Source organism: Streptomyces sp. SAJ15 (assembly GCF_007595705.1).
Lineage (GTDB): Bacteria > Actinomycetota > Actinomycetes > Streptomycetales > Streptomycetaceae > Streptomyces.
In genome coordinates this window covers 831,992-850,796 of sequence record NZ_NISY01000002.1, presented here as the reverse complement: position 1 = coordinate 850,796, position 18,805 = coordinate 831,992, and the positions used below count along the sequence as shown (strand labels likewise).

The 18,805-nt window shown below is 75.3% G+C and carries 16 protein-coding genes; 7 read left to right on the top strand and 9 right to left on the bottom strand.

All coding sequences use genetic code 11. The annotated features are described in order from the left end of the window. Positions 1 to 11 precede the first annotated feature (11 nt). Positions 12 to 1,856, top strand: coding sequence for a complex I subunit 5 family protein (locus tag CD790_RS09115; protein ID WP_144382524.1), 1,845 nt, complete (start codon positions 12 to 14; stop codon positions 1,854 to 1,856). Between the two features lie 87 nt (positions 1,857 to 1,943). Here CD790_RS09115 and CD790_RS09110 read toward each other — a convergent pair whose 3' ends face one another. From CD790_RS09110 to CD790_RS09095, 4 genes are all read right to left on the bottom strand, one after another. After that, positions 1,944 to 2,717, bottom strand: a complete 774-nt coding sequence (locus CD790_RS09110; RefSeq protein WP_144382523.1) for a polyprenol monophosphomannose synthase — start codon at positions 2,715 to 2,717, stop codon at positions 1,944 to 1,946. Continuing rightward, the gene (gene lnt / locus CD790_RS09105; protein ID WP_144382522.1) at positions 2,714 to 4,372 is read right to left on the bottom strand and encodes an apolipoprotein N-acyltransferase; all 1,659 of its coding nucleotides are present in this window, start codon (positions 4,370 to 4,372) and stop codon (positions 2,714 to 2,716) included. Before lnt ends, CD790_RS09110 begins: the two co-directional genes overlap by 4 nt. A 593-nt stretch (positions 4,373 to 4,965) precedes the next feature. Next, positions 4,966 to 6,606, bottom strand: a complete 1,641-nt coding sequence (locus tag CD790_RS09100; RefSeq protein WP_144382521.1) for an amidohydrolase — start codon at positions 6,604 to 6,606, stop codon at positions 4,966 to 4,968. Positions 6,607 to 6,628: 22 nt separating this feature from the next. Beyond that, complete coding sequence (locus CD790_RS09095) at positions 6,629 to 7,069, bottom strand: Lrp/AsnC family transcriptional regulator (protein WP_144382520.1); 441 nt, start codon at positions 7,067 to 7,069, stop codon at positions 6,629 to 6,631. A gap of 275 nt (positions 7,070 to 7,344) precedes the next feature. On the opposite strand from CD790_RS09095, the gene CD790_RS09090 reads away from it, so the two are divergent. Then, a complete protein-coding gene (locus CD790_RS09090; protein ID WP_144382519.1) occupies positions 7,345 to 7,731 on the top strand; it encodes a hypothetical protein in 387 nt (128 codons plus the stop codon). Positions 7,732 to 7,770: 39 nt separating this feature from the next. Here the strand turns inward: CD790_RS09090 and CD790_RS09085 are convergent, their stop codons facing one another. Together CD790_RS09085 and CD790_RS09080 are read right to left on the bottom strand one after the other, a co-directional pair. Next, the gene (locus tag CD790_RS09085; protein WP_144382518.1) at positions 7,771 to 8,859 is read right to left on the bottom strand and encodes an endonuclease/exonuclease/phosphatase family protein; all 1,089 of its coding nucleotides are present in this window, start codon (positions 8,857 to 8,859) and stop codon (positions 7,771 to 7,773) included. Positions 8,860 to 9,117: 258 nt separating this feature from the next. Next, positions 9,118 to 10,302, bottom strand: a complete 1,185-nt coding sequence (locus tag CD790_RS09080) for an acyl-CoA dehydrogenase family protein (RefSeq protein ID WP_144382517.1) — start codon at positions 10,300 to 10,302, stop codon at positions 9,118 to 9,120. Between the two features lie 433 nt (positions 10,303 to 10,735). Between CD790_RS09080 and CD790_RS09075 the strand changes: the two genes are divergently transcribed. Continuing rightward, the gene (locus CD790_RS09075; RefSeq protein WP_144382516.1) at positions 10,736 to 11,866 is read left to right on the top strand and encodes a PP2C family protein-serine/threonine phosphatase; all 1,131 of its coding nucleotides are present in this window, start codon (positions 10,736 to 10,738) and stop codon (positions 11,864 to 11,866) included. Here CD790_RS09075 and CD790_RS09070 read toward each other — a convergent pair. Both CD790_RS09070 and CD790_RS09065 read right to left on the bottom strand, forming a co-directional pair. After that, positions 11,856 to 12,611 (bottom strand): PIG-L deacetylase family protein, encoded by a 756-nt coding sequence (locus CD790_RS09070; RefSeq protein ID WP_144382515.1) that lies wholly within the window; start codon positions 12,609 to 12,611, stop codon positions 11,856 to 11,858. The two genes, CD790_RS09075 and CD790_RS09070, sit on opposite strands and share 11 nt — an antisense overlap. Positions 12,612 to 12,924: 313 nt before the next feature. Then, a complete protein-coding gene (locus CD790_RS09065) occupies positions 12,925 to 13,854 on the bottom strand; it encodes an isocyanide synthase family protein (RefSeq protein ID WP_144382514.1) in 930 nt (309 codons plus the stop codon). 435 nt (positions 13,855 to 14,289) lie between these two features. Between CD790_RS09065 and CD790_RS09060 the strand changes: the two genes are divergently transcribed. Genes CD790_RS09060 through CD790_RS09050 form a run of 3 tightly spaced genes read left to right on the top strand, consistent with a single transcriptional unit; the run spans position 14,290 to position 17,401 of the window. After that, positions 14,290 to 14,520, top strand: a complete 231-nt coding sequence (locus tag CD790_RS09060; protein ID WP_144382513.1) for a hypothetical protein — start codon at positions 14,290 to 14,292, stop codon at positions 14,518 to 14,520. Next, complete coding sequence (locus tag CD790_RS09055; protein WP_144382512.1) at positions 14,517 to 16,916, top strand: cation-translocating P-type ATPase; 2,400 nt, start codon at positions 14,517 to 14,519, stop codon at positions 16,914 to 16,916. The genes CD790_RS09060 and CD790_RS09055 overlap by 4 nt, the downstream gene beginning before the upstream one ends. Then, positions 16,913 to 17,401 carry a copper chaperone PCu(A)C gene (locus tag CD790_RS09050; RefSeq protein WP_144382511.1) on the top strand — a complete coding sequence of 163 codons (489 nt, stop codon included), beginning with the start codon at positions 16,913 to 16,915 and terminating at the stop codon, positions 17,399 to 17,401. The genes CD790_RS09055 and CD790_RS09050 overlap by 4 nt, the downstream gene beginning before the upstream one ends. Before the next feature lie 152 nt (positions 17,402 to 17,553). Here CD790_RS09050 and CD790_RS09045 read toward each other — a convergent pair whose 3' ends face one another. Next, positions 17,554 to 18,282 (bottom strand): sigma-70 family RNA polymerase sigma factor, encoded by a 729-nt coding sequence (locus CD790_RS09045; RefSeq protein ID WP_144382510.1) that lies wholly within the window; start codon positions 18,280 to 18,282, stop codon positions 17,554 to 17,556. Positions 18,283 to 18,376: 94 nt separating this feature from the next. Between CD790_RS09045 and CD790_RS09040 the strand changes: the two genes are divergently transcribed. Then, the gene (locus CD790_RS09040; RefSeq protein ID WP_144382509.1) at positions 18,377 to 18,553 is read left to right on the top strand and encodes a zf-HC2 domain-containing protein; all 177 of its coding nucleotides are present in this window, start codon (positions 18,377 to 18,379) and stop codon (positions 18,551 to 18,553) included. Positions 18,554 to 18,805 lie beyond the last annotated feature (252 nt).

The window sequence follows — 18,805 nt, the reverse complement described above, 5'->3', positions numbered from 1 at the left end:
GGGCCGGGCCGATGGACTCCACGAGACTGCTGCCGCTGGTGGTCGCGGTGCCGCTGCTGGGGGCGGCCGTGCTGGTGGCGGCCGGCCGGCTGCTGCCGCGGACCGCCTCCGACGCCGTCGGCTGCGGCTTCGCGGCCACCACGGCCGTGCTGGCGCTGCTCGCCGCCCGGCACCCGGGCGCCGAGTGGCTGGGCGGCTGGCGGCCGGGGTCGGGCGCGGTGGGCATCGTCCTCGTCGGCGACCCGATCGGGCTGGGGCTCGCGGCGCTGGTCTCCTTCCTCGTCACCGCCGTCCTGATCTACGCGTGGCACTACTTCGAGGAGCCGCCGCGCGGCCACAGCGGCTCGTTCCCCGCGCTGATCCTGCTCTTCCAGGCGGGCATGTGCGGCTTCGCCCTCACCGGGGACCTGTTCAACGCCTTCGTCTTCTTCGAACTGATGGGGGTCGTCGCGTACGCGCTCACGGGCTACCGGGTCGAGGAGCCGCGGCCACTCCAGGGCGCGCTCGCCTTCGGACTGGTCAACTCGCTGGGCGCCTACTGCGCGCTGCTGGGCATCGTCCTGCTGTACGCGCGCACCGGGGAGCTCGGGCTGGCCCGGATCGGGCGGCGGCTGGACGCCGGCGCGGGTGGCGCCCCGGACGCGCTGGTGCTGACCGCCTTCGCGCTGGTGCTCTGCGGGCTGTTGGTGAAGGCCGCCGCCGTGCCCTTCCACTTCTGGCTCCCGGACGCGCACGCGGTGGCCCCGACCCCGGTCTGCATGCTGCTGTCGGGGGTGATGGTGGAGCTCGGGGTGTACGGCGTGGGGCGGGTCTACTGGACCGTGTTCGCCGGCCCCGGCGGCGTCCCGCACCCCGCCTTCACCCGCACCCTGGTGACCATCGGCGTGGCGACCGCGTTGCTCGGTGCGGTCATGTGCTGGCTCCAGCGCCACCTCAAGCGGCTGCTGGCCTTCTCGACCGTGGCGCACACGGGGCTGTTCCTGGTCGGCCTGGGCGTGCTGAGCCGGGAGGGGACGGCCGGGGTGGCCCTGTACGTCCTCGGGCACGCCGGCGTCAAGGCCGCCCTGTTCGCCTGCGCCGGCATCCTGCTGGACCGCTATGCGTCGGTCGACGAGCACGAGCTCTACGGCCGGGCCCGCGAGCTGCCGCTCAGCGGCGGGCTGTTCCTCGTGGGCGGGCTGGCACTGGCCGGGCTGCCGCCCTTCGGCACGGGACTGGGCAAGGCCGTGGCGGAGGAGGCGGCCGGGCACCTCGCCGGCTGGCTGCCCGCCGTCTTCGTCCTGGTGTCGGCCGTCACCGGCGGCGCGGTGCTCCGGGCCGGGCTGCGGGTCTTCGCGGGGGCCGGCCGGGAGCCGAGTGGCAGACAGGAGGCCGGTGCGGGGCCGGGCGACGGGCGGCCGGCGGCGCCGGGTGCCGGGATCGAGGCGGAGGGCCCGGAGACCCGGGGCGAACACGAGCAGCCGGAGACCGGGGGCCGGCTGGGGCGCATCCCGGTCACCATGACGGCCGTGCAGTGCGCGCTGCTGGCCGGCTCGCTGGCGGTCGGCGTGATCCCGGCGCTGGCGGCCGGCGCGGGCCGGGAGGCGGTGCTGGGCGTACGGCAGGCCGCCGAGCCGGCCCCCGTGCCGCCGCCCCACTGGTCGACCGTCGGCGTCCTGCTGGGTCTGGTCTCCGCCGGGCTGGCCGTCGCGCTCGCCGTGCTGGCGGTGCGCCGTCCGATGACCACTCCCGGTGTCGCGGCCCGGCTGCTGACGCCGCTGCGGCGCCTCCAGTCCGGACACATCGGCGACTACGTCGCCTGGCTGATCGCCGGGATCGTGCTGATCGCGGCGCTGGCCGGGCCCGGGCCGTGGTGAGGCCGCGGGTCCCGTCCCGGGACGGGGAGGCGGGCGGCGCGCCGCGCTCCCCGACGGCGGACGGTCAGCGGCGTCCGTCGGCGGTCGTCACGACGACTGCTCGCGGCCCAGCACCTTGTTGACGCGGGAGGAGACGCCCCAGGAGGTGACCCGCCACAGCGCCTCGGCGACGATGTCACGGCTCATCTTGCTGTCGCCGCGCTCGCGCTCCACGAAGGTGATGGGGACCTCGACGACGGTGAAGCCGGCCTTGATGGCCCGCCAGGCGAGGTCGACCTGGAAGCAGTAGCCCTGCGAGGCGACGGCGTCCATGCCCAGCCCCTCCAGGGTCTCGCGGCGGAACGCCCGGAAACCGCCGGTGACGTCCCGGACCGGCACGTCCAGCAGGAGCCGCGAGTAGGTGCTGCCGCCGCGGGAGAGGAACTCGCGGTGCTTGGGCCAGTTGACCACGCGGCCGCCGGGCACCCAGCGCGAGCCCAGCACCAGGTCGGCGTTGCGCAGCGCGATGAGCAGCCGGGGCAGTTCCTCGGGCTGGTGCGAGCCGTCGGCGTCCATCTCGACCAGGACGCCGTAGTCGTGCTCGATGCCCCAGCGGAAGCCGGCGAGGTAGGCGGCGCCGAGGCCCTCCTTGCCCTTGCGGTGCAGGACGTGGACCTGCTTGTCCTCGGCCGCGAGCTCATCGGCGATCTTGCCGGTGCCGTCCGGGCTGTTGTCGTCGGCGACCAGGATGTCCGCCTCGGGCACCGCGGTCCGTACCCGTTCGACGATCGGCTTGATGTTCTCCGCCTCGTTGTAGGTCGGAATGATCACCAAGACCGTGCCGAGCGGACCGAATGTCCGCTGACCGCCGTCGTCGCTCACGTGTGCTGCCCCTTCATATCCGTACGTCCTCGACGGCTCATCATGATCGCAGCCGCGCAGGACAGAACGCCCACCATAGCGAGGACCCACTCGGGCTTCGCACCGACGCGGTCGGCGACGGTGATGTCGTCACGCAGGGGGATGCGCGCGGTGAGCACGTCCTGGGTGAATTCCGCCGTCCGCTGCTGGATGGTGCCGTCCGGGGCGACGATGGCGCTGATGCCGCTGGGAGCGGCGGTGACGACCGCGCGGCCGTGCTCGATGGCGCGCAGCTTGGACATGACCAGCTGCTGCTCGGGCTGGCCGCTGCGGCCGTAGGTGGCGTTGTTGGTCTGGATGACCAGGGCGCGGGCGCCGTCGTTGACGGTGTCCCGGACGATCTCGTCGTAGGCGACCTCGAAGCAGATCACATCGCCGAGCCGGGCCGGGCCCAGCTGGAGCACGCCGGAGTGGTCGCCGGGGTAGAAGTCGCGCGGGACCCGTTGCAGCCGGGAGATGACCTTGCTGAGCTGGGCGCGGAACGGCACGTACTCGCCGAACGGCACCGGGTGCTGCTTGGTGTACGAGGCGCCGGGCCCGGTCTTCGGGTCCCAGACGATGCCCTGGTTGAAGACGTACCCCGGCTTGTTGGGGTGGTCGACGAGCGCGCCGACCAGCACCGGCACGCCGATGGCCTTGACCGCCTCGTCGATCCGGTCGTACGCCTCCCGGTACTGGAAGGGATCCAGGTCGGAGGCGTTCTCCGGCCAGATCACCAGGTCCGGCCGGTCCGCGCGGCCGGCCTTGACGTCCTCGGCCAGCTTCAGGGTGGCCTCGACGTGGTTGTTGAGGATCTTCATCGGGCGCCCGAGGAAGTCCATGCCGGGCTGCTGGACGTTGCCCTGGACGACGGCGATGTCGACGGTGTCGTCGGCGTCGGTGGGGATCGGCACGGCGTACCCGGCCCCGGTGACGGCGGCGGCGAGCGCCACCGCTCCGGCGGCCGGCAGCGCGGTGCGCGCGGCCAGCCGGCCCCGCATCCGCCAGCAGACGAGGGCGGCGGCGGCCAGCAGGGTGCCGGTGAGGGCGACCGCGAAGGTGACCAGCGGGGCGCCGCCCAGCGCGGCCAGCGGGGTGTACGGCGAGCCGGTGTTGGCGAAGGCCAGCCGGCCCCAGGGGAAGCCGCCGAACGGCGTGCGGTCACGCGCCCACTCCTGCGCCACCCACAGGCACGCCCCCCACAGGGGCCACGCGGGCAGCCGGGAGGTGAGCGCCAGCCCGGCGCCCATCGCCACCAGGAAGAGCGACTCGATCAGGGAGAGGCCCACCACGGCGTCCCAGCCGACGACGTTCAGCCACTTCAGGAGCACCACGAAGAACGGCAGTCCGAAGGCGAAACCGGTCCAGGCCCCCTGGCGCGCGGTCCTGCCGCGGGTCAGCAGGGACAGCGCGGCCACGGCGAGCAGCGACAGCGGCCACAGCCCGTAGGGCGGGAAGGCGAGGCCCAGCGCCACGCCCGCGGCCGCGGCCAGGGCGCTGCGCCGCCACTCCCGGCGCCCCCAGCCGGCCAGTCGCTGCCGGCGGGTGGGCCGCGGCTCGTCGGCAGCCGCCACGGCGGGCGCCTGGGGCGCGCCGGAGGTGGCGGTGTCGGCGGTGGTCTCGGAACCCGATGGCACGGTCGCGGCCTTCCTTGCAGGTCGTGCGGTGGTGAGGTGACCGTACAACGCGCGGCGAGTGATGTGTCCCCGGGGTGAGCAACGCGTGAGTACGGCCGGGGGTTCCGTGCCGCCCCCGTCGCGGGGCCGGTGCGCCCCCGTGGGGGCCGTGCCGCGGGGGCGGCACCGCGGCGGTCATACCTGTGCTCAGGGTATCGGCGGGATGGGGGCCCGGCGCCCTTCGGGCCGACCTGGGACCCGCTGGCTGCGGGTCGACCGAGAGCCGTTGTCTACTGAACGTCCGGGCCCCTCCCGGGTCGCACCTGCCGACCCGGTGATCCCTTCCTCGCCCCCGTGCGCTGGACCTGGCTCCCTGCGGCGGCGTGCCGGCACGGCACGCCACCCATGGCCCAGCGGCGTTCGACGACTGCGTGAAGACTCTCCGGTCGGACGTCCCGTGGTGGACCCGGCCGAACCTACCGGCCGCCGACCACACCCTGTCAACAGCCGCACGACCTGCGCCGTTTCCCCAAAGGAGCAGGTCAGTACGGACAGCCTCGGGTGCCGAAGACCGGCCGAGGGCCGATCGTTCGGCGGTACGGGGCGGAGTGGCGTCACTCGTTCGGTCGTGCGTACACGGTGCGCCCGGCGACCACGGTGCGCAGGCACTCCGGCAGCCGACCGCCGGGGGTGAGGTCCGGCAGTCCCGGGGTCCCGGAGCGCGGGTCGGTGGACCAGTCGGCGACGCGGCTGTCGGGGACCTGGACGACCAGCTCGCCGGCGGCCCAGACGGCGTAGTCGGCGGGGGCGCCGGGCACCAGCACGCCCGCGTCGTCGCGGCCCACGGCGCGCCAGCCGCCGCGGGTGTGCGCGGTGAAGGCCGCGCGGACCGAGATTCGGTGCTCGGGGGTGCGGTGGAAGGCGGCGGCGCGCACGGTGCCCCAGGGGTCGAGCGGGGTCACCGGGGCGTCCGAGCCCATCGCCAGCGGCACCCCGGCGCGCAGCAGGGCGGCGTACGGGTTGAGGGTGCGGGCCCGGTCCGCCCCCAGCCGCTCCGCGTACATCCCGTCCTCGCCGCCCCAGATGGCGTCGAAGGCGGGCTGGACGGAGGCGGTGAGGCCGAGCTCCGCGAAGCCCGCGATGGTCTCCGGGGTGAGCATCTCGGCGTGCTCGATCCGGTGCCGGGCGGCGCGGATCCGGTCCAGGCCGACGGCCTCGGCGGCGGTCCGCACGCCCGCCACGACGGCGCTCACGGCGGCGTCGCCGATGGCGTGGAAGCCGGCCTGGAGCCCGGCCTCGGTGCAGGCGGCGACGTGGGCGGCCACGGCGTCGGTGTCGAGGTAGGCGGTTCCGGTGTGCGGGGCGTCGGCGTAGGCCTCGTGCAGGCAGGCGGTGTGCGAGCCCAGGGAACCGTCCACGAAGAGGTCGCCGGCGGCTCCCACGGCGCCCAGCTCGCGCACCTTGGCCAGGCCGGCCGGGCCGGTGACGGCCTCGGCCCAGTAACCGGTCACCCGGGGGCCGGGGGTCCGCGCGGCGAGCCCCAGCAGGCCGGTGAGGTCGTCCTCGCTGGAGATGGTGGGGCCCGCGCACTCGTGCAGGGTGCCGATGCCCAGCGCGGCCGCGCGGGCGAGCGTGGCGCGCTGCGCCTCCTCGCGCTGCGCGGTGCCGACGCTCGCGTGGGCGGCGGCGCGCACCGCGTGGTGGGCGTCCCCGGTCAGCGGCTGGTCCGGGTGGTAGCCGGGCAGCTCGGTGACGCCCGGCACCAGGTCGAGCAGGGCGCTGGTGGCGACGGCGGAGTGCACGTCCGCCCGGGTGAGGTAGAGCGGTCGGCCGCCGGTGGCCGCGTCGAGCTCCGCGCGGGACGGCGGGCGCCGCTCCGGCCAGCGGGAGGCGTCCCAGCCGTGGCCCAGCAGCACCCGGTCGCCGGGGCGGGCCGCGGCGTGCGCCCGTACCCGCGCCAGCGCGTCGGTCAGCGAGTCGGCGTCCAGCAGGTCCAGCCCGGTGAGGGCGAGGCCGGTCGCGGTGGCGTGCACATGCGCGTCGGTGAAGGCCGGGGTGACCAGCGCCCCGTCGAGCCGGACGACCTCGTCCACGCCGTCGGCGAAGGAGTCGGCCGCGCCCTCGGACCCGACCCAGGCGACGGTGTCGCCCTCGACGACCATGGCGGTGGCGAACGGGTCGGCGGGGCTGTGCACCTCGCCGCCGCGCAGCAGGACGGTGCGGGGCCGGTCTTCGGGGGCAGTGCGCTCGGTCATGGGGTCCAGTCTCGTATGCGACTCACACGCGCGGCGGGCGGGCCTCGTAAGGGGTGGAGAGCACGACCGTGGTACGGGTGGAGACGCCGGACAGCGAGCGGATCCGGGTGAGCAGGTGCTCCAGCTCCAGCGGGGTGGCGACGCGCACCTTGAGGATGTAGTTCTCGTCGCCCGCCACGCTGTGGCACGCCTCGATCTCGGGGACGTCGGCGAGCCGGTCGGCGATGTCGTCGGGCGCGCTCGGGTCGAAGGGCTTCACCCCGATGAAAGCGGTGAGGGGCAGACCGACGGCCTCGGGGTCGACCACGGCCGCGTAGCCGCGGATGACGCCGCGCTGTTCCAGCCGGCGTACCCGCTGGTGCACCGCCGAGGTGGACAGGCCGGTGGCCTTGCCCAGGTCGGTGTAGCTCATCCGCCCGTCCTTGACGAGCAGTTCCACGATCTGTCTGTCCAACTCCTCCACAGCGGATCACCTTAGGGGGTCGAAGCGGGTGGGACACAACGGGAGTGCGTCCCGCGGAGGTCCCGGCGGGCCCCGGGGGACGCGTGGTGCGCGCGCGGTGCGCGCGCGGGGGTGTGCGGCCGACGCGCCGCGCATCTGCACCGGGCATGTGACCAATGCCACATCACCTCCTCGGTGTCCCCCGGAGCGCCGCGATTACCCACGGCGCCGCGCGGGAAATGCTTGCTGTGGTCGAGGCCGCGGCGCCTCACGGCCCATCTGAGGGGGAACGACACATGCCCAATCTTGAACGCCTCAACGAAGGCGGCCACGATACGTACGACCACGATGTGGACAGCTACGAGACGTTGGAGATGTTCCGGGTGACCTGCCCGGACTGCGCGCGGCCGATCGCGCTGCTGCCGGACGAGGACGTGCTGCCGGAGCACGCGCTGTGCCCCTCCCCGTGGAACCCGTTCGGCCTGACCGTGTGCCCCGGCACCGGGCGGGCGGCCGCGGACGCCGCGTCCGCGGACGAGGCCCTCGGCGTCCAGGAGCAGGACGCCGCGCTGCTGCTGACCCTGCCGGAGAGCCTGGACTGGCGGACCCAGCCCTTCTCGCACATCGGCGGCCCCGGCTCGCGCCCGATCCGGGTGCCGGGCATGCGGCGTCGCCAGCGCTGACCGGCGGCGCCGGCGCCCGAGTCCGACTCCCACGGCTCGTCAGATCTCCAGGACTGCCTGCACCGGCAGGTGGTCGCTGGGGAACCGGCCGCCCGGGGAGAAGGTGTTGATCGCGGCGTAGCGGGTGCGCACCCCCGGCGAGGTGAGGATCCAGTCGATCCGCTCACCGTCCGGGACCGGCGGCCGATAGCCGTGGAAGGTCCCGTACAGCCTGCCGCGCCGCTCGGCGGCGTCCCAGGAGTCCACCAGGGCACCGCCGTTCAGCATGGCCGCGTAGACCGGGTCGCCGTGCGCCGGCACGTTGAAGTCGCCGGTGACCACGCGCGGCAGCGCGGGGTCGAGCTCGGCGAGCCGTCGTGTGATCAGCTCCGCGGACCGCTCGCGGGCGTGCTGGCCGCGGTGGTCCAGATGGGTGTTGAGGGCGTAGAAGCGGGCCCCGGTGCGCAGGTCGAGGAAGCGGATCCAGGTGACCATGCGGACCACCGCCCCGCCCCAGGTGTTGGATCCGATCAGGTACGGGGTGTCCGAGAGCCAGAAGTGGTCGTACTCCTGGGGTTCCAGCCGCCGGGTGTCGTAGAAGACCGCCATGAACTCGTCCCGGCTGCCGCCCTGTCGCCCGGTGCCCAGCCAGGCGTACGGCGCGCCCAGGTCCGCGGCGATGTCGCGCAGCTGCCCGTAGAGCCCCTCCTGCGTGCCCAGCAGGTGCGGCCGCTCGCGGCGCAGCAACTCCCGTGTCACCGGCCGCCGCTCGGCCCAGGTGTGCGGCGGGGTGTCGCTCGCGAAACGGAGGTTGAAGGTCATCGTCCGCAGGGCGGGGACCTCGCCGGCGTCCGGGGCGCCGGCGTCCGCGGCGGCCTCCGTGGCGACCTCCGGGGCGGCGGCGTCTGTGGCGGCGGCGTCCGTGGGGACCGCCGAGGCACGCGGGGCGGGCGGGAGCAGCGGTGCCGCCAGGGCGGCCGCCGCCACCGCGGAGAGGGTGCCGCGCCGGCTGGGGGCGCTCCGTGCCGGGCGACCGCGGGCAGGGGCGTCGTCCCAGCCCTGGCAGCGGGATACGGGGCGGGATTCGGGGCGTCTCTCGGAGCGGTCCTCAGGGCCCTTCTCGGCCCGGTCCTCGGGTGTCGCCGGCATGGCGCCTCCTGGGAGTCCGGTGTTTCCGGGTGCGGCCAGTGCCAGGGGAGGCTCTCAGACGCGGGGGCGCGGCGGTAGGGGGCCGCGCGCCGGGAGGCCGGCGCCGCGGGGTCGCGGGGTCGCGGGGTCGCGGGGTCGCGGGGTCGCGGGGTCGCGGGGTCGCGGCGGGAGCACCTCCCACCGCGACCGCTCGGGCACTGGGCCGCTCGGGCACTCGACCGCTCGGGCGCGCCGCCGGGGCGGCGCGCCCGGCCGGGTTCAGCGGCGGGACTCGGGGCCCGCGAGGTGGCGGGCTATGACCACGCGCTGGATCTGGTTGGTGCCCTCCACGATCTGGAGGACCTTGGCCTCGCGCATGAAGCGCTCGACGGGGAAGTCGGCGGTGTAGCCGTAGCCGCCGAGCAGCTGGACCGCGTCGGTGGTCACGCGCATGACGGCGTCGGTGCAGAAGAGCTTGGCCATGGCCGCCTGCTGCGAGAAGGCCAGCCCGGCGTCGCGGCGGCGGGCGGCGGCCAGGTACAGGGCGCGCCCGGCCTCGATCTGGGTGGCCATGTCGGCGAGCATGAAGCGCAGGCCCTGGAAGTCGGAGATGGGCCGGTTGAACTGCCTGCGCTCGGTCGTGTACCGGATCGCCTCGTCCAGCGCGGCCTGGGCCACGCCGATCGCACAGGCGGCGATGCCGAGCCGGCCGGCGTCGAGCGCGCCCAGCGCGATGGAGAAGCCCTGCCCCTCCTCGCCCAGCCGGCGGTCGTCGGCGACGCGCACGTCGTCGAAGTGCAGCTGGGCGGTGGGCGAGCCGTTCATGCCCATCTTCCGCTCGGGGGCGGCCGCGGACAGGCCGGGGGCGTCGCCGGGCACCAGGAAGGCCGAGATGCCCTTCGGGCCCTCCTGGCCGGTGCGGGCGAGGACGGTGTAGAAGTCGGCGATGCCTCCGTGGGTGATCCACGCCTTGGTGCCGTTGAGCGTCCAGCCGGCGCCTTCGCCCTCATCGCGCACCGCGCGGGTGCGCAGCGAGGCGGCGTCGGACCCGGAGGCCGGCTCGGAGAGGCAGTAGGCGCCCAGCAGGCCGCCGCCGAGCATGGCCGGCAGGTGCTCGGCGCGCTGCTCCTTGGTGCCGTAGGTGGCGAGGGCGTGGCAGGCGAGGGTGTGCACGCTGACGCCGAGGCCGACGGTGAGCCGGGCGGCGGCGAGCTCCTCGAGGACCTGGAGGTAGACCTCGTACGGCTGGTCTCCGCCGCCGAACTCCTCCGGGTAGGGCAGTCCGAGCAGGCCGGACTCGGAGAGCAGGGTGAACAGCTCGCGCGGGAAGTGCCCGGCGGCCTCCTCCTCGGCGGCGTGCGGCCGGATCTCCCGCGCGGCGAGCTCGCGCACGAGCGCGATCAGGTCACGGGCTTCCTCGGTGGGCAGCTGTCGTTCCACCGGCTGGGGGCCGTGCTCAATCATGGCGGCGCTCTCCTCCCTGTCGGGCGCTGCGGCGGCGCGGGGCCAGGGGTTGGGCGACCGCCGCCGGTCTGGATGCCGCAGCCGGTCCTCGCGCACCGGGTTGCGGCGGCGATGACCTGCGGCTGTAGCGGTTGGAGTATGCCCGATCGAGGACCGTCCGTCACTGGTCGGTCGATGTTTCAACCATTGACCTCAACCGGGGCCTGACCAGTATTGGTTCACACCAATGGCGGCGCCCGGCGACGGTGCCCGGCCGGGCACCGCCCCGGCCGGGGCGGACATGCCGACGGCCCGGCCCCCCGCGTCCGCTGCCCGGCCCCGGACACACCCGGCCTGCGGTCGCCGCGCGCCGGGGGTCGTGCGAGCCTGAGAGCGTCCCGGATGCCGGAGGCGGAGGTCCGCAACCGTGCCGTGGAGGGCTCGCACGCGCGCCGTGGCGAACAGCGTCTTCATCGTGCTGCTCGTGTACATCGGGCTGATCGTCGTGGTCGACCAGGTCGCGCCGCGCGATGTCCGGATGGACATGTACGCGGCCGTCGCCCCGATCGTGGCCGCCGCGCTGTGCACCTACCGCCAGGCGATCCTCATCGCCGCGGTCGACTTCCTCGCCATGGCCACGCTGCACGGCGCGGAGCCCGACGACCCACAGGCGCTCAACACGATCGCCACCGTCTTCGGCAACCTGCTGCTGGCGGGGGCGGCCATCACCCTGGCACGGCTGCTCTACGAACGGGACAAGCTGCTGACGCGGCTGCGCGTCACCGGGGAGGCGGCGCAGCGCGCTCTGCTGCGCCAGCTCCCGCTGCGCAGCCGCGGCGTGGTCGTGGACGGGCTCTACGTCTCCTCGCAGCGGGACGCGCTGGTCGGCGGGGACATCTACGAGGTGCTGGAGACCCCGTACGGGACCCGGGTGCTGATCGGCGACGTCCAGGGCAAGGGGCTGCGCACGCTCGGCGCGGGCGCCGCGGTGCTCACCGCCTTCCGCGAGGCCGCCTTCTACCGGCCCAGCCTGGAGAGCGCGGTGGACGCCATGGAGTCGGGCCTGTGGCGCTACGCGCGGTCGGCGGCGGACGAGTCGGAGGGGGCCGACGAGCGGTTTGTGACGGCCCTGGTGTTCGGGGTCGAGGAGGACACCTGGATGCCCGACGGGACGAGCGTGCCCATCGTCTTCGTCGACTGCGGGCATGTGGCGCCGCTGCTCATCCACGGCGACGGCAGGATCACCGAGCTGGCGCCGCCGGACGAGGCGGGGCTGCCGCTGGGCCTCGGCCAGCTGGTGGAGCGGCCCCGCGCGGTGCAGCGCGTCGCCGTCCCCGCCGAGGCGCGGGTCTTCGCCTGCACCGACGGGGTGACCGAGGCGCGTGGCGCGGACGGCGCGTTCTATCCGCTCGCGGACCGCCTCAGCGGCTGGGCCGAGCTGCCCACCTCGGAGCTGCTGGCCCGGCTGCGGGCGGACCTCGAGGCCCATGCCGGAGGCCGGCTCCAGGACGACGCGGCCGCGCTGGTCATGGAACGCGCGGCCGCGGACTCCGCGCCGGACGGCGACCGCCGCGTCAGCGGTTGAAGAGCTCGAACGCGACGGCCGGGCGGCCGCCGAAGCGGGCGGCGGCGGCCGACATCGTGCCCTCCAGGAAGGTGCGGCAGTAGCGCTCGGGGTCCTCGTCGGTGAGCGCCTGGATATAGCTGCGGTGGGCCAGCAGCGAGTCGACGGCGCGCTCGACCCCGTCGGTCGCGTCCACCGCGTGCGTGGGGTGCGGGGAGCCGGCGACGGCCACGTGGCGCACCCCGTTCCAGGGCTCCAGGCTCCGCTCGGTCAGCAGCTCGGGGAAGATCCAGCGGTTGCCGGCGTCGCCGGCCGCGTCGAGCACCGCGCGGCCGACCGCGCGGTGGTCCGGGGTGTTCCACGCCTGCCCCGGTCCGCTGCCCCAGGTGTCCCGGTGGTTGAGGGTGATCACCAGTTCGGGGCGGTGGCGCCGGATCGCGGCGGCGAACTCGGCGCGCAGCGCCGTGCCGTACTCGATCACGCCGTCCCGGTGGTCCAGGAACTCCACCACCGAGACCCCCACCGCCGCGGCGCTCGCCCGCTGTTCGGCCTCGCGCAGCGGGCCGGCCACGGCCGGGGCCATGCCGTCGATCCCGGCCTCGCCGCGCGTGGCCAGCAGGTAGACCACCTCGCGCCCCTGGTCGATCCAGGTGGCGATCGCCGCGGAGGCGCCGTACTCGAGGTCGTCGGGATGGGCGACGATCGCCAGGGCACGCTGCCAGTCGGTGGGCATGGGTGCGAGCTGGTCCAGCTGATGGGTGGTCATCGGAGCCTCTCCTCGGGACGGTGACCGGCAGCGTAGGCGGCTCGACGCCGCGACCGGCCGCAGGGGCCACCCGGTGATCGTCTTGACGCGCCGTCAGCGGAACGAGGCCGATGGAACGGGCCTCCTTGCTCCACGAACCGCTGCCCGCGCGGCGGGGCGCCGGGTCGTGCCCACCGCGTCACGCCCTGACGGCACGACTCCCCCCGGTTACGCCCCGGCCGCACGACTGCCCGCCGTCGACTACCCCCGTCACGCCCCGGCGGCACGACTCCCCCGGTTACGCCCCGGCCGCACGACCGCCCGCCGCCCGGTCCTACCGGGCCTCGAAGTGGCTCGGGCGGCCGTGGCGCACCACCAGGCGTCCCAGCCGTTCCGCGTCCGCCCGGCGCATCAGCCGCCAGCCGCCGTCGGCGCACCGCAGCGCCGCCGAGTGCCAGGGCGTGGCCCAGACGTCGTCCGCCTCCAGCAGCCGGATGCCGAACTTCGCCGCACCGGAGCGCTGCGGGTGGACGGAGAGCCGCACCGAGCGCGGATGGTGGTCCGCGATCAGGTCGCACCAGGCACGGCTGCGGCGCAGGACGCCGTAGGCGCGATCCCGATGGGCGCGCCGCAGCGCGGAGCGGGGGCCGGGGAAGGCGACGGCCCGGGCGTCCTCGGCCAACGAGCGGGCGATGCCCCGGTACAGCCGCTGCGTGTCCGCGTCGGCGCGGGCCTGGGCCCACAGGCTCTCCATGCTGGGCGCGTACACGGCGTCCACCAGGGCCCGCTTGCCGGCGTAGGGCAGATCGCCGTAGACCTCCCGCAGGTCGAAGGTGGTCAGACGGGTGAGGCGCTCGCGCCGCACGATGGCGCGCAGCTCCTCCACATAGGCGTCGATGTGCGCGTCGGAGACGCCGATGAGGTCGCCGAAGACATGGCCTTCGGCGCAGATGACCAGTCGGGCGCCGGGCGGGTACACCTCGGCGATCCGCGCGCACAGCCGGTCCAGGAAGCGGAGCGAGAGCCTTTCGCTCTCGTCGGGGAGCGGACCCAGCACCTTGGCGGGGTTGGTCGACTTGCAGGGGAAGCCGGGCAGGGTGAAGACGATCGGCTCCCCCGCGCGGACGAACTGCTCGATCTGGAAGAGCTGTTCGGGGTGGTCGGGCGCCTCGGCGGGATCCGCGGCGCGGCGGTAGGGCAGCAGCACGGCCAGGACCCGGGCGCTGATGCTGGCGGTGGCGCGGGACGCGCGGGAATCGATCATGGGCGTATGGGTGCGGCACCGGAGGGGGTGACGAGGGGCCGGCCATGGAGGCGCGGGTAGGGTGCGCGTCTGCGAACGCGGCCGGAGGGGGCGGACGAAGCAGGCAGGGACACGCCGGACATCTCCTCTGGTCGTGGGTCACCCAGGAAGTCGTACGGCGGGCCGTTCGGGTTCCGCGCGGATCACGCGCCCGGCCGCGCGTACGCCGCCCCGGGCGCGGACCGGCCGGTCGGGGAACACGGCGCCCCCGACGCGCGGTTGCCGCCGTCAGGGTCCGCTATCTCCAGGAAGTCGGCCGCGAGGGGCGGTTGGTTCCCCGGCGTGAACAGGAGAAACCTCACGTGTCACGGGGCTACCGGATGTCGGTCGGAAGGGTCCGCCACCGTGTCACGATGGCGCCTTCCCCTTGTTCGCTGTCTGCGCTCTGGAGCGGCGATGACTTCACGTCAGCACAGCCCTGCCCTCGTCCTGTCCGGCTTCCTCCTCCTGCTCGCCGCGATGTTCGGCGTCGCGTACGCCGCGGGCGCGGCCGCCGGCCCGGTGGCCCCCGGCATGCACCGTGGCGGCGGCGGTGGCGACTCCGGAGGGTCGGGCGGCGGGATGGGCGACATGCACGGCATGAGCCGGCCCGAGACGGGTGTCTACGAGCCGGGCACGGTCCGATGAGCGCCCCGGCCGCCTCCGCCGACACGCTCACCACCGAGCTGGTCGTCGGCGGAATGACCTGCGCGGCGTGCGTGGCACGGGTGGAGAAGAAGCTGGGCCGGGTCGAGGGCGTGAGCGCCACCGTCAACCTCGCCACCGGACGGGCCCGGGTCAGCCACCCCGCCGAGGTCACCGTCGAGGAGCTGGTGGCGGTGGTGGAGGGCGCCGGCTACACCGCCGAACTCCCGCCCCGGCCGCGGTCGCGGGACGACTCCGACGCGACCGGGGACCCGGACTCCGAGGAGACCGAGCGGACCGCGGACCGGTTCCGGCTGCTGATCACCACCCTGCTGTCGGTCCCGGTGCTGGTCCTGTCCATGGTCCCGGCGCTGCAGTTCCGCAACTGGCAGTGGCTGTGCTTCGTGCTCGCCGCGCCGGTCGCGGTCTGGAGCGCCTGGCCGTTCCATGAGCGGGCGCTGCGCGGCGTCAAGCACGGCGGCGCGACCATGGACACCCTGGTCTCGCTGGGCGTGATCGCCTCCTTCGCCTGGTCCACGTACGCGCTGTTCTTCGGCGGGGCCGGCGAACCGGGGATGAGCATGCCGTTCACCCTGCTGCCGACCGCCTCCGGCGAGACCGCGCACGTCTATCTGGAAGCCGCCGTCGCCGTCACCCTGTTCGTGCTCACCGGACGCCGCCTGGAGGCGCGCGCCCGGCGCGGCACCGGCTCCGCGCTGCGCGCCCTGGCCTCGCTGGCCGTGAAGGACGTGCTGGTGCGCGACGCGCGCGGCGCCGAACAGCGGGTGCCGATCGAGCGGCTGCGGGTCGGCGACCTGTTCGTGGTGCGGCCCGGCGAGCGGGTGGCCACCGACGGCGTGGTCACCGAGGGCAGCTCCGCGCTGGACCTCTCGCTGGTCACCGGCGAGAGCGCGCCGGTCGAGGTGGGTCCGGGCTCCGCGGTGGTCGGCGGCGCGGTCAACTCCGGGGGACTGCTGGAGGTGCGGGCCGAGGCGGTCGGCGCCGACACCCAGCTCGCCCGCATCGCCCAGCTGGTCTCCGACGCCCAGGCGGGCAAGGCGCGGGTGCAGCGGCTCGCGGACGCGGTCGCCGAGGTCTTCGTGCCGGCCGTGCTGGCCGTCGCCGTCACGGTGCTCGGCTTCTGGCTGGGCGCCGGTGTCGACCCGCAGGCGGCGATCACCGCGGCGGTGGCCGTGCTGGTCGTCGCCTGCCCCTGTGCCCTCGGTCTGGCCACCCCCACCGCGCTGCTGGCCGCCACCGGCCGCGGCGCCCAGCTCGGCATCCTGGTCAGCGGCCCGCAGGCGCTGGAGGGGCTGCGCCGCGTGGACACCGTGGTGCTGGACAAGACCGGCACACTGACGGTCGGCGTCATGGACGTGGTCGAGCTGACCGCCCGCGCCGACGGGCTCGGCGCCGAGGAGGCGCTGCGGCTGGCCGGCGCGGTCGAGCAGGGTTCGGAGCACCCGGTCGGCAGGGCCGTGGTCGCCCACGCCCGGCGCGGCGCCCCCGACTCCGCGCTCCCCGCCGTCACCGACTTCGCGGCCACCGCCGGCCTCGGCGTCAGCGGTCGCGTCGACGGGCGCCGGGTCGAGGTCCTCCGCCCGGACGCGGCACCCTCCTCGCCGGCCGCGGCGGAGGAGAAGTCCCCCGCCTCGGCGGGAGCTCCGGAGGCGGCCGAGGAGGCCGCGCTCCCCGCCGAACTCGCCGCCGCGGTCCGCGCGGCCGAGGACGCCGGGCAGACGGCGGTGCTGCTGCGGGTCGACGGCGTGCCGGAGGCGGTGATCGCCCTGGGCGACACGCTGCGCTCCGGGAGCTACCGCGCGGTCGACCACCTCAAGCGGCTCGGGCTGCGCCCGGTGCTCGCCACCGGGGACAGCGAACCCGCGGCCCGCGCGGTCGCCGAGAAGCTGGGCATCGAGGAGGTGCACGCCCGCATCACGCCGGAGGGCAAGGCCGAGCTGGTCAGCGACCTGCGCGGGCGCGGGCACCGGGTCGCGTTCATCGGCGACGGCGTCAACGACGCGGCCGCGCTCGCCGGCGCCGACCTCGGCATCGCCATGGGCAGCGGCACCGACGCGGCGATCGGAGCCGCCGATGTGACGCTCGTCCGCGAGGACATGGCCGCGGTGGCCGACGCGGTGCGGCTGGCACGCCGCACGCTGGGCACCATCCGGGCCAACCTCGTCTGGGCCTTCACCTACAACGTGCTGACCGTCCCGCTGGCCGCCGTCGGCTGGCTCAATCCGATGGTCGCCTCCGCCGCGATGTCCGCCAGCTCGGTCATCGTGGTCTGCAACAGCCTCCGGCTGCGCAACTGGCAGCCGTCCCCCGCCGCTCGTCCGGCGGGCGGCCGCCCGCGCCGCCCGCGCGTGAGCACCGAAGCCGTCTGGGAGCGATGACCGCAGTGAAGTTCGACCTCTCCTCCGTGCGCACCGCGCTGGCCCCGGTGGCCGCCTTCGCCGTGGCGCTGGGCGGGCTCACCGCCTGGACCGCCTCGGGCGCCGCGGGCACCCCCGCCGAGCTGTCGGTGACCCGGGCGCGGATGCTGCTCCCGTCCAACCCGGACATCACGGCGGCCTTCTTCGACATCCGCAACGAGGGCGGAGCCGACGACGAGCTGGTGCGGATCACCTCGCCCGCCACCGACGGCCGGATCATGCTCAGCCGCAACGTCGACCGCAACGGCGTGGGCACCATGCGGATGGTGGAGTCGACGACCGTGCCGGCCGACGACACGCTGCGCATGTCGACCTCCAGCGTCGACGTCATGGTGGACGACCCGCCGCCGCTGCGCGCCGGCGACCGGATGCCGTTCACCCTGCACTTCCGGGACAGCGACCCGATCCGCGTGGAGGCGCTGGTCGTCCCCGCGGGTCGGCTCTGACCCCGGCCCACGGGCCGGTGGCGGGCCGACCGCGGGCGCGCGGTGGACCGTGCGCGCCGCGGTCGGCCGTACGGCCGGCCGGGGGCGGGCGGATACGGGGACGGGCCGGTGGGCGCGCGGTCGCGCGTGCCCACCGGCCCGTCGTGTGTGCGTCAGCGGGAGCCGGCCAGCGCGGGCTGTCGCCGCCGCGCGGCCGGCCGGGGGCGGGCGGCCGACTGGGCGGGCGCGGGCACCGCGCCGACCGGGGTCGCCCCGGCGCCGGCGCCGGACGCCCCGACGACGTCCGGGCATGCCGCGTCGGCGGTGTCCGCGGCCTCCCGCTCGGCGGCGGTCAGCTGCTGCACCAGCGCCTCGCGGGCGCGGGCCACGCGGGAGCGCACGGTGCCCACGGGGCAGCCGGCGACGTCGGCGGCCTCGGCGTAGGGCAGACCCAGCAGCTGGGTGAGGACGAACGCCTCCCGGCGCTCGTAGGGCAGCAGGGCCAGCAGCTGGGAGAGCGCCACTCCCTCGTCGAAGCCGAAGTCCGGCAGGGCGCGACACTGGGTGCGCTCGGCGGCGGCCTGCCAGTCGTCGGTGTCCGAGAGTCGGGGCCGGGCCGCGTTGCGGCGCAGCCGGTCGACGACCGCGCGGCGCGCGATGGACAGCAGCCAGGTGCGCGCCGAGGAGCGCGCCTCGAAGCGGGGCAGTCCGCTCAGCGCCCGCAGATAGGTCTCCTGGACCAGGTCGTCGGCGGACTGCGGGTCGTCGCTGAGTCGCGAGACATACCGCCACACGTCGCCGCGGGTCGAGCGGATGAACTGGTCCACGGCCTCGGCGTCGCCCCCGCGCGCCGCCAGCGCGCAGGCGGTCAGCGCCTCGTCGTCACGCTCGCGGTCACGCATGGGCGCCTCCGTTCGGGACGGTGACGCACGAGGTGGACGGGGAGAACGGCGTTCGAGGAACGCGACGAGCGAAGGGACGAGAGACGATATGAGCGTGGACTGCACAGATTTTCGTACCGCCATCTCCGCTCGCGTCGACGGTGAGGCGCTGCCGCCGGAGGTACCGGACGCGGTCCTCGACGCGCATCTGCCGAGATGCCCGCGGTGCCGCGAGTGGGCCCGTCGGGTGTGGCGGCTGCGGCAGCTGACGGCCCGGGTGGCCGGCTGCTGAGACCGTCTTCGGCGAGCGGCGGGCTCCCGCGGAGCGGGCCGCCGAGCGGCGCTCCGGCGTGGCGGGAGCGGCCGCGCCGGGGGTGGGCGCGTCGAGGTCCGGCCCACCGAGGGCCGGTGCGCCGAGGGGCGAATGCCATGACGGCATCGCCCGGTTGAGGACAGGGGTCATCGCCTGTGGTCCTTCCAGGAATCCGAACATATGCCGCAAATCCCTCATCGAGGGGGAGGCGGCGGGTGGTCCGGTGACGTG